Raw genomic sequence first — 9,989 nt, 5'->3', positions numbered from 1 at the left:
CGTGGCGAGGTCGTGTCGGTGCTGGCACCGAACGTGCCGGAGATGCTGGAGGCCCATTTCGGCGTGCCGCTCGCCGGTGCGATCCTGAACGCGATCAATACCCGGCTGGATCCGCCAGCGGTGGCCGGCATCCTGGCCCATGCGGAAGCCCGGGTCTTCATCGTCCATGCGAGCCTGCTGCCGGTGGCCGAGGCCGCGCTGAACCAACTGGAAACCCGGCCGAAGCTCGTCGTGATCGGGGCGGATCAGGCACCACGCGCGGGCGGCCTCGACTATGACGAGGCCCTGGCGGCGGCCACCCCGGCATCGTGGCAGGGCCCCGCGGACGAGTGGGATTCCATCGCGCTCAACTACACGTCCGGCACCACCGGCAATCCCAAGGGCGCCCTCTACCATCATCGCGGCGCCTATCTGAACGCGCTCGGCAACGTGATCACGTTCGGCCTGCGCCCGGAATCGGTCTATCTCTGGACCCTGCCGATGTTCCACTGCAACGGCTGGACCTATCCCTGGGCGGTCACGGCGGTGGGTGCCCGGCACGTCTGCCTGCCGCAGATTGACCCGGCCCGGATCTTCCAGCTGATCCAGGAGCACCGGGTGACACATCTGTGCGCGGCACCGGTGGTGCTGACCCTGCTGCTCCATTCGCCCGAAGCAAGGGCAGTGCGGTTCGAGCACGGCCCGGTCGAGATCGCGACCGGCGGGGCGGCACCGCCCAGCGCGGTGATCGAGGGCATGGAGCGCATGGGCTTCCGGCTGACCCATCTCTACGGCATGACCGAGTGCTATGGTCCCTCCACCGGCTGCGCGCCGCAGGAAGCCTGGGTCGGGCTGAAGCTGGAGGAGCGCGGCATGCTGATGGCGCGCCAGGGCGTGCGCAACCTGACCATGCAGGCGCAGACCGTGCTCGACACCACGACCGGCGAGCCAGTGCCGGCCGACGGCCAGACGCTGGGCGAACTGGCCCTGCGCGGCAACACGGTGATGAAGGGCTACTTCAAGAACCCGGCCGAGACCGACCGGACGCTTGCCGATGGCTGGCTGCACACCGGCGATCTCGCGGTGCTCCACCCGGACGGCTATGTCGAGGTCAAGGACCGCGCCAAGGACATCATCATCTCGGGCGGCGAGAACATCAGCTCGCTCGAGGTCGAGGAGGTGCTCTACCGCCACCCGGCGATCATGGAGGCGGCGGTGGTGGCGCGGCCGGACCCGAAATGGGGCGAAACACCTTGTGCCTTCGTCACCCTGAAGCCCGATGCGGGCGAGGTCACGGCCCAGGATGTGATCGCCTTCTGCCGCGCCAACCTCGCTCACTACAAGTGCCCGCGCACCGTGGTCTTCGGCACCCTGCCCAAGACCTCGACCGGCAAGATTCAGAAGTTCGAGCTGCGCGAGCGGGCCCGGGCGCTGGGTTGAGCCCGTCGCCGCCGGCGGCCGAAGGTCAGATCTGCCGGCGATAGGCCGAGGGGCTGGTGCCGGTGAAGCGGCGGAAGGCGGCCGTGAAGGCGGACGGCGTCTGGTAGCCCACCGCCAGCCCCACATCGATGATCCGCATCCGGGGATCGCGCAGCATCTCCTGGGCGCGCTCCAGCCGCAGCCGCGTCAGCCAGGCATGCGGCGTGACGCCGGTCGCGTGGCGGAACGCCGTGCAGAAATGGGAGCGGCTCAGCGAGATCAGCTCCGCCAGCTCGTCCAGCCCGACATCCTCGCCCAGCCGCTCGGCCATGTAGCCGGTCACGCGCCGCAGCTGCCAGGCGGGCAGACCACGTGCGGGTGAGCGTGCCGCCGGCTGGCCCAGGGACGAGTGGACCCGCATCAGATGGGTGCAGAGCAGGTCGAGTGCCTGCTCGACCAGCAGCCGCTTCGCCCGATCCGGCCGGCCGGCAAGGCGCCCAAGTGCCCGCAGGATGTGCGCGCCGATTGCATCCGGCTCGCCGACGCGCGGCAGGAGCTCCACCCGGCGGCCGCGCGAGAGCGGTGCCGCGAAGGCCTGAAGACGCGCGTCGCTAAGCATCACGTAGGAAAGCGACGATCCCTGATCGATGTCCCAGTAGCCGCCCCAATCCGCCGGCACCACGGCCACGGTCCCGGGGCGGCCCACGCCGGCCAGGCGTAGGTGGCCGCAGTGCCAGACCCGCGGCGATGGTACCCCATAATAGGCGCCGATCGTATGGACCGGCAGGGCCGGGATCACCTCGTGCATCTCGCGGTGCGGCCACCGGGCTGTGAGCAGGGTGCCGTGCTCCGGGATCTCCGCGGCGGTCGGCAGCGGCCCTGCGATCACGCCGCGGCAGATCTCGAAAGCCTGGCGCTGCGGCGACGAATGGAGGTCGCCACCTTCCCGCGCGGACAGGGCTAATGGAGCATGACGGTGCGCCGCAGCCATCCCACTCATCGCCGCCCCCGATGAACGCGCCTGTCGGCAAAGTAGCCCAACTTCGGACCGAAGCGGTTATGCGTCAGAATGGCGCCACAGGCCAGATATCGGCCGAAGGCTGCGGTCAGCGCGACGGCCCGGGCTCCACCCGGGCCCACAGATCATCGAAGGCGATGCTGTCGAAGAAGGCCTGCGCCCGGAGGATCAGGCCATCCCGCATGCCGAGGAACCAGGCGTAGGTGTTGGCATAAGTCTGCCCGTCCCGTGCCGTTCCGCTGGCGTCGAACAGGACGATCACCATGTCGCCGTCGACATAGATGTCCTGGATCGCAGGCTTGAGGCCGGCGCTCATGCGGGCGTTGAACGGCCGGATGACCTCGCTTAGGAAGGCCTCCTTGCCGGCATAGCTGCCGGCTGCCGCTGAATTGCCGGTGATGGTCCAGGTCGCGTCTTCGGCCAGCAGCTCGAACGGGTTGCCGGTCCCGGCAGTCCAGGCATCGAAGCTCGCCCGGACGATCGCCTTGTTGCGCTCTGCCACGCTCTCGTCAGCCTGAGCCATGCCGAAGCTTCCCATGAATGAGGCGACCACAAGAACCGGGATAAAGGTGAACATGCGCATGTTGGTCTGTCTCCTGGCCAGTGGCCGGCCTCAGATCGGGTTCTCCCAGGCAGCCAGCTGGTGCTCCTTCAGCATGTCCTCGGTCGCCTTCGGCACGACGTTGCGGAAACGGCCGCTGTCCGCCGGCACGATCTCGATCATCCGCTCGATCATCTCCCGTGCATCCAGGTGGCCGTCCGGTGCCTGCAGGAAGCGGTCGAACTCGGCGCGCAGTGCGGCGCGCCTGGTGACGTGTCTGGCATCGTCCAGCCACCGGAACGGCGCGTCGGCCATCGTCTCGTTGTAGCCGGTATAGAAGGCGCCGGGATTGACGGTCTGGACCTTGATCCCAAACGGCCGCAGTTCCTGCTGCAATGCCTCCGCGACCGCTTCCAGCGCATGCTTGGTCGAGACGTACACGCCCCAGTTGGCCGGCGTGAACAGGCCGCCCATCGAGGAGGTGAACACGATCTTGGCCGGCTTTTTCCTGTCGATCCACTTGCGCACGAAGCCCTGGGTGAGCTGCAGGGGCAGGAAGACGTTGACCTCGTAGTTCTTGCGCACGAGGTCGAGGGGGATCTCGAACACGGGTCCGGCCTCGCCCATGCCGGCATTGTTCCAGAGCACGTCGATGTCGAAGGTCTGCGCCTGGGCGATGTCGTAGGGATCGGTCAGGTCGAGGCGCTCGACCCGCAGGTTGCGCAGGTCGAGGGCCCTGGCCTCCTCCCGAAGAGGTGTTACCTGCGAGGCGACATGCACCGTGGCGATGACGGTGTGGCCGTTCCTGGCCATGCCGATGGCGGCGGCCTTGCCGAAGCCCGAGCCGGCGCCGGTGACGAGGATGGTCTTGGACATGGGGCTGGATCCTCTGGAGGAAGTGCCGGGGCAACGATCGCACCGCGGCGGACGGGGGCAGGAGTTTGGTCAGGGCCGGCAGGCGGCGGCACCGGCCCGGGCGATCTCCAGGTCCTGGGCTATGGCGGCACCGGAGACCCCGATGGCGCCGATCAGCGTGCCGCTCGGAGCGCGAAGCGGGATGCCGCCCGCATACGGGGCCAAGCCGTCATTGCTGAGTTCCAGTGCGGGAGCAGCAGCACCCGGCCGGCAGTACTCCCAGACGGTCTCGCTTTCGCACCCGAACAGGACGGCAGTACGCGCTTTGCGCATTGCCACGTCGATGGAGCCGAGCACGGCCCCATCCATCCGGCAGAAGGCCTTCAGATGGCCACCGGAATCCAGCACCGCAATGTTCACGGTCACGCCCAGTTCCGTCGCCGTCGATCGGGCGGCTGTGATGACGTCATGGGCCTGGTCGGCGGTGATCATGGACCTGTCATCCGCAGGCAGTCGCGATGCAGGGACTTTAAGGACAGTTACCCATGTGGTGCTGTTCGCAGAGTACGGTGACTATCGTGTTCTTCCGGTGACGTGCGGGGGAATGCGCCGGACAGCACGTCTCCCGGAGCGCACTGCCAGCATCATGGCATCGACACTAGGAGTCAGCGTCGTCCTGCAGGGGCCGACCCAGGAACAACGTGCCCGCCACTGGGGTCTCGTAATAGGCCGGGATCGGCCGGAAGCCCATCTGCCGGTAGAGCGCGATGGCAGCCGTCATGTCGGGCAGCGTGTCCAGGCGCATCCCGCGATAGCCAGCAGCTCTGGCAGCCGCGAGCGCGGCCTCGACCAGTGCCCGGCCGAGCCCCAGGCCCCGGCCTGCGGGTGCTACGTAGAGGCGCTTCATCTCGCACATGGATGGCGGGTCGAGCGGGCGGAGCGCCACGCAGCCGAGTTCCTGACCGGCTTTGTCACGCGCCAGCAGGACCGCGCCCGCGGGCGGTGCATAGCCGCCGGGCAGGCCTGCCAGCTCGGCCGCGAAGTCCTGGTAGGCCAAGTCGACCGAAAGCGATGCGGCATAGGCGCGGAACAGCCGGGCGGCGGCGGCGATGTCTTCGGGCGAGCGGGCCGGCATGATCGTGGTGCTGGACATGACCGTCCTGGCTGGAAGCTACGCAACATCGTGATCGACAAGCGCCATACTGGCCGACAGCTTCGGGGCAGCCTGACACAGCGGTCGGGGGAGGAAAGCCGCACCAATGAAATGACCACCGAAGAGGCCTTCGTCAAAGTCCTGCAGATGCACGGCATCCAGCATGCGTTCGGCATCATCGGCTCGGCGATGATGCCGGTCTCCGACCTGTTCCCCAAAGCTGGCATCACGTTCTGGGACTGTGCGCACGAGAGGAATGCCGGGATCATGTGCGACGGCTACACGCGGGCCAGCGGCCGGATGGGCATGGCGATCGCCCAAAACGGCCCGGGCGTCACCGGCTTCGTGACCGCGGTCAAGACCGCCTACTGGAATCACACCCCGATGCTCCTGGTCACGCCCCAGGCAGCGAACCGGACGATGGGGCAGGGCGGCTTCCAGGAAGTGCCGCAGATGGCGCTGTTCCAGGACATGGTCTGCTATCAGGAGGAGGTGCGCGACCCGGTCCGGATCGCCGAGGTGCTGAACCGGGTGATCGAGAAGGCCTGGCGCGGCTTGGCCCCGACCCAGATCAACGTCCCGCGCGACTTCTGGACCCAGGTGATCGACATCGAGCTGCCGCAGATGGTGCGGCTGGAGCGGCCGGCCGGCGGCCGGGAGGCGATCGCCCAAGCGGCGATCGCCCAAGCGGCGAAGCTTCTGTCCGAAGCGCGCTTTCCCGTGATTCTGAACGGGGCGGGCGTGGTGATCGGCGGCGCCATTCCGGATTCGGTGGCGCTCGCCGAGCGGCTGAATGCACCGGTCTGCGCCGGCTACCAGCACAACGACGCCTTCCCCGGCAGCCACCGCCTGGCGGTGGGCCCGTTGGGCTATAACGGCTCCAAGGCCGCCATGGAGCTGATCGCCAAGGCCGACGTGGTGCTGGCGCTCGGCACCCGGCTCAACCCCTTCTCGACCCTGCCAGGCTACGGCATCGACTATTGGCCGAAGCAGGCCAAGGTCATCCAGGTCGACATCAATCCCGACCGGATCGGGCTCACCAAGCGGATCACGGTCGGCATCTGCGGCGATGCCGGGCAGGTGGCGCGCGCCATCCTGACGCAGCTCTCGTCCGAGGCGGGCGATGCCGGGCGGGCCGAGCGCCAGGCACTCATCCACCAGACCCGTTCGGCCTGGCTCCAGGAACTCTCCTCGATGGACCACGAGGACGACGATCCTGGCACCAGCTGGAACGCCGACGCGCGCGCGCGAGCCCGAGCGCATGTCACCGCGCCAGGCTTGGCGGGCAATCCAGGCGGCGCTGCCGGCGGACGCGATCATCTCCACCGACATCGGCAACAATTGTGCGATCGGCAACGCCCATCCGAGCTTCGAAGAGGGTCGCAGATATCTGGCACCCGGCCTGTTCGGCCCCTGCGGCTACGGCCTGCCCTCGATTGTCGGCGCTAAGATCGGCTTGCCCGGACGTGCCGGTGGTGGGCTTTGCCGGCGACGGCGCGTTCGGCATCTCGATGAACGAGATGACCTCGATCGGCCGGGACGGCTGGCCGGCAATCACCATGGTGATCTTCCGCAACTACCAATGGGGTACGGAGAAGCGCAACACGACACTCTGGTTCGATAACAACTTCGTCGGCACCGAGCTGAACCCGAAGCTCAGCTGCGCCAAGGTCGCCGATGCCTGCGGCCTGAAGGGCGTGCAGGTGCGCACCCCGGCCGAGTTGACCGAAGCACTGGCCTCGGCCTGTGCGGCCCAGATGAAGGGCGAGACCATCTTCATCGAGGTGATCCTGAACCAGGAGCTGGGCGAGCCGTTCCGCCGCGACGCGATGAAGAAGCCGGTGGTAGTGGCCGGGATTGATCCCGCCGACATGCGCCCGCAGCAAGGCGCCTAAGGCAAAGGGAGCGGCTCAGAGCGAGCTGACCAGGTGCCCCCCGTCGACCGCGACGACCGACCCGGTCATGAACCTTGAGGCATCGCTGGCCAGGAGGAGGAGCGGCCCGTCCAGGTCCTCCTGCTGGCCCAGGCGCCGCTGCGGGATGCGGGCGATCAGGGCCTTGCCGCGCTCGGTCGCGAAGAAGTCGCGGTTGATGTCGGTCTCGATATAGCCCGGTGCCAGGGCGTTCACCCGGATCCGGTGGCGGGCCAGTTCCAGCGCCATGGCCTGGGTGAGCTGGATCAGGCCGGCCTTCGACGCGGCATAGGCTGAGACAAGGCCCGCCACGCGCAGGCCCAGGATCGAGGCGATGTTGACGATCGCACCTTCGCGCTTGGCCGCGACCGCCTGGCGTGCGAAGGCGCGCGACACGAGCCAAGCACCCTTCAGGTTGGTGTCAACGATCCGGTCCCAGTCGGCCTCGTCCATTTCGATGGCGGTGACCGTGGTAGCGACGCCCGAATTGTTGACCAGCACGTCGACCGGCCCGGCCTCCTGGAACGCCTGATCCACCCAGCCGGCATCCGTGACGTCCAGGCCGACCTTGCGGACCCTGCCGCCGGCTGACCGGATTGCGGCCGCCGCCTCGGTCAGCGCGTCCTGCCGCCGTGCGGCCAGCACGACCTCGGCGCCCGCCAGCGCCAGCACTTGGGCGAAGTGCCGACCGAGCCCGCCCGACGCACCGGTGACCAGTGCCACCTTGCCGCTCATGTCGAAGCGATCGGCCATGTCCTTCTCCCGTCTTGTGCAGCGGCCCTGGTCGCTAATGGGCCACACCGAGCAGGCTGGCCAGGATGGAGCGCACCCGCGCAAAGGTCGCCTCCGGCAGCCGACCGACCCGCTCCGCCCACGTGGTCTCGATGGTGGCGATCTTGACCGGCCGGATCACCGAGGCCACCGGCAGGCCTACCGATTCGTGGCCCTCGATCAGGATGTCGTCCGCCCAACCCTGGTTGGCGGCGCTGGTGATCATCACCACCCAGAGCAGGCTGCCGTCGGGGCCGATCCCGCCCCGGGAGACGACCAGAGCCGGGCGGTGCTGGCGGCGGTTGCGGTCGACATAAGGAAAGGGGACCCGGATGATGTCGCCCGGTGCGAGGCCCGGCTCAGAACCAGGCATAGGCCTCCTGGTCCGCCTCGCTCTCCCACTCATTGAAGGTGGCGAACGGATCCTCGGCCGGCCGCTGCTTGGGCTTGGTGATGATCACCCGATCCTCCTGGATCTCATAGACCAGCTCGTCTCCGGTCTTCAGGTCGAGTGCCGCCCGCACCGGCTGAGGGATGGTGGTCTGCGCCTTGCTGGTGATCCTGCTCGTGATCATGGAGCCGCCTCCTGCTGTCCGCTATGTAAGGAAGATCCTTACCGGCGGCAAGTACGGCCGGTCAGGCGGCCGTGGTAGGCCGCTCCGCCGGTGCCCGCACCGTTCCGGGCGGCTGCCCCACCACCCGCTTGAAGGCACGGCTGAAGGCAGCCTGTGACCCATAACCCAGCCGGTATGCCGCGGTGTCGATCGGAACCCCGTCGCGGCCGATCCATTGCGCGGCCAGGCGCATGCGCAGCTCGGTCAGGTAGCGGACCGGAGTCATGCCGGTCACGGCCAGGAATCGCTCGGCGAACACCGAGCGGGAGCTGCCCATCTCCGCTGCGAGCTCGGCCACCGTCCACCGCCGCCCGGGATCGCGATGCAGGGCGGCGATCACCCGGCCGAGCCGGGGGTCGCGCAGGGCCTCGATCCATCCCGACGCATCCCCGCAGCCGCACTCGACCCAGCCGCGGACGATGAACGCGGCCACCACGTCAGCGAGCCGCGCCAGGATCCCGGCGAACCCGGCCCGCTCGCCCTGGGCCTCGCGTTCCATCGCCTCCAGCATGGGCAGGATCTCCGGGTAGCGCGCGAGCAGCGTGCCCACCGACATCACCTCGGGCATCAGCGCAACGAGCGGATGCATGCTGCCAAGGTCGAGCTCCATGCTGCCGCTGAAGATCACCGTGTTCTTCGACCGGCACGCCTCGCTGTCGCACCACTGCACGGTGCTGACAGTCTGGCAGAGGCAAGCCTGCGCGAAACTTGCAATGTCGCGGCTTGGCAGGTCCGGCGCGGACAGGAGGTCGTGCGAGCCGCCGCGCGGCAGCAACACGGCCGATCCCGGTGCCAGCACATGGACCGCGCCGCCTGGGCTGCGCAGCACCGGCTCGCCGCGCACGACGAAATGAAACTGTGCACGGCCTTCCTCCCGGCCGAAGCCGATCCCGAAGGGCGGCGTCACCTCGATGCGCCGGTACCGCACGCCCTGCAGGCGCATGCCCATGAGCAGCTCGCTCACCAGGTCGGGCGCAAGCTGCAATGGGCGGGTTTGTGCAGCAGTTCCGGACGATCGATCAATCATACCGGATCTGATGGCATAGGTCGTATGGCCTGTCGATCCTAACCTCCGGCCAAGTGACGTTCCCCTGCGGGGAAGGATGACCGGATGAGCAGACAGACCAGCCGACCCGCGACCGCGGCAGCGCCGGACCAGCCGGCCTGGCCGGCCGTAGTCTCGATGGCGCTCGGCGTGTTCGGGCTGGTGACCGCCGAGTTCCTGCCCGCCAGCCTGCTGCCGCCGATCGCGCGCGATCTCGGCATCACCGAGGGTATTGCGGGCCAGGCCGTGACCGCCACCGCACTGGTCGCCCTGGTTACGAGCCTCCTGATCGCCGCCGCAACGCGGCGGCTGGACCGGCGCCTGGTGCTCCTGGCCTTCTCCGTCCTGCTGATTGGGTCGAACCTTCTGGTTGCGCTTGCCGGCAGCCTGCCGCTCCTCCTGCTCGGCCGAGTACTGCTGGGCGTGGCACTCGGCGGGTTCTGGACCATTTCGGCCGCGGTCGCGATGCGGCTCGTTCCGCAAGAGCTGGTCCCGCGCGCCCTGTCGATCATCTTCAGCGGGGTCTCGGCTGCCACGATCCTGGCCGCACCAGTCGGCAGCTATCTGGGCGAAGCGCTGGGCTGGCGCAGCGTGTTCGTGGTCGCGGCAGCACTGGGTCTCGTGACCCTCGTCGTGCAGTTCCTGACCCTGCCGAGCATGGCGCCGAGCGGTACCACTCGC

General features: G+C 68.4%; 11 protein-coding genes and 1 pseudogene. 3 read left to right on the top strand and 9 right to left on the bottom strand.

Annotated features, from left to right (window positions below; translation table 11 throughout):
* Positions 1–1,419: AMP-binding protein (locus EQG76_RS27545; protein ID WP_159718238.1), on the top strand; the 1,419-nt coding region annotated here is incomplete at its 5' end.
* Between the two features lie 25 nt (positions 1,420–1,444).
* Here the strand turns inward: EQG76_RS27545 and EQG76_RS27540 are convergent.
* The 5 genes from EQG76_RS27540 to EQG76_RS27520 all read right to left on the bottom strand — a co-directional run bounded on the left by EQG76_RS27540 (position 1,445) and on the right by EQG76_RS27520 (position 4,965).
* Positions 1,445–2,389, bottom strand: coding sequence for a helix-turn-helix domain-containing protein (locus EQG76_RS27540; RefSeq protein WP_159718236.1), 945 nt, complete (start codon positions 2,387–2,389; stop codon positions 1,445–1,447).
* A gap of 115 nt (positions 2,390–2,504) precedes the next feature.
* Entirely contained in the window at positions 2,505–2,954 is a 450-nt protein-coding gene (locus tag EQG76_RS27535; protein WP_407925576.1) for a nuclear transport factor 2 family protein, read from the bottom strand.
* Between the two features lie 75 nt (positions 2,955–3,029).
* Entirely contained in the window at positions 3,030–3,833 is an 804-nt protein-coding gene (locus tag EQG76_RS27530; protein ID WP_159718232.1) for an SDR family oxidoreductase, read from the bottom strand.
* A 69-nt stretch (positions 3,834–3,902) separates the two neighbouring features.
* Positions 3,903–4,304: a GlcG/HbpS family heme-binding protein gene (locus EQG76_RS27525; protein ID WP_159718230.1), complete on the bottom strand. Its 402-nt coding sequence runs from the start codon at positions 4,302–4,304 to the stop codon at positions 3,903–3,905.
* 166 nt (positions 4,305–4,470) lie between these two features.
* Positions 4,471–4,965, bottom strand: coding sequence for a GNAT family N-acetyltransferase (locus tag EQG76_RS27520; RefSeq protein WP_159718228.1), 495 nt, complete (start codon positions 4,963–4,965; stop codon positions 4,471–4,473).
* A 111-nt stretch (positions 4,966–5,076) separates the two neighbouring features.
* On the opposite strand from EQG76_RS27520, the pseudogene xsc reads away from it, so the two are divergent.
* Positions 5,077–6,860: pseudogene (xsc, locus tag EQG76_RS27515) on the top strand (sulfoacetaldehyde acetyltransferase).
* Between the two features lie 15 nt (positions 6,861–6,875).
* Here the strand turns inward: xsc and EQG76_RS27510 are convergent.
* From EQG76_RS27510 to EQG76_RS27495, 4 genes are all read right to left on the bottom strand, one after another.
* On the bottom strand, positions 6,876–7,631 hold the full coding sequence (locus EQG76_RS27510; protein ID WP_159718226.1) for an SDR family NAD(P)-dependent oxidoreductase: 756 nt from the start codon (positions 7,629–7,631) through the stop codon (positions 6,876–6,878).
* Between the two features lie 34 nt (positions 7,632–7,665).
* Positions 7,666–8,022 (bottom strand): type II toxin-antitoxin system PemK/MazF family toxin, encoded by a 357-nt coding sequence (locus EQG76_RS27505; protein WP_159718224.1) that lies wholly within the window; start codon positions 8,020–8,022, stop codon positions 7,666–7,668.
* Complete coding sequence (locus EQG76_RS27500) at positions 8,009–8,224, bottom strand: AbrB/MazE/SpoVT family DNA-binding domain-containing protein (protein WP_159718222.1); 216 nt, start codon at positions 8,222–8,224, stop codon at positions 8,009–8,011. The genes EQG76_RS27505 and EQG76_RS27500 overlap by 14 nt, the downstream gene beginning before the upstream one ends.
* A 61-nt stretch (positions 8,225–8,285) precedes the next feature.
* On the bottom strand, positions 8,286–9,290 hold the full coding sequence (locus EQG76_RS27495) for an AraC family transcriptional regulator (RefSeq protein ID WP_159718220.1): 1,005 nt from the start codon (positions 9,288–9,290) through the stop codon (positions 8,286–8,288).
* Positions 9,291–9,374: 84 nt separating this feature from the next.
* Here EQG76_RS27495 and EQG76_RS27490 point away from each other — a divergent pair.
* The coding region (locus tag EQG76_RS27490) for an MFS transporter (RefSeq protein ID WP_159718218.1) at positions 9,375–9,989 on the top strand (615 nt) is incomplete at its 3' end.

Source organism: Geminicoccus flavidas (genome assembly GCF_009806515.1).
GTDB lineage: Bacteria > Pseudomonadota > Alphaproteobacteria > Geminicoccales > Geminicoccaceae > Geminicoccus > Geminicoccus flavidus.
Note: the sequence above shows the minus strand (reverse complement) of the source record. Positions and strands in the feature narration are given on the sequence as shown.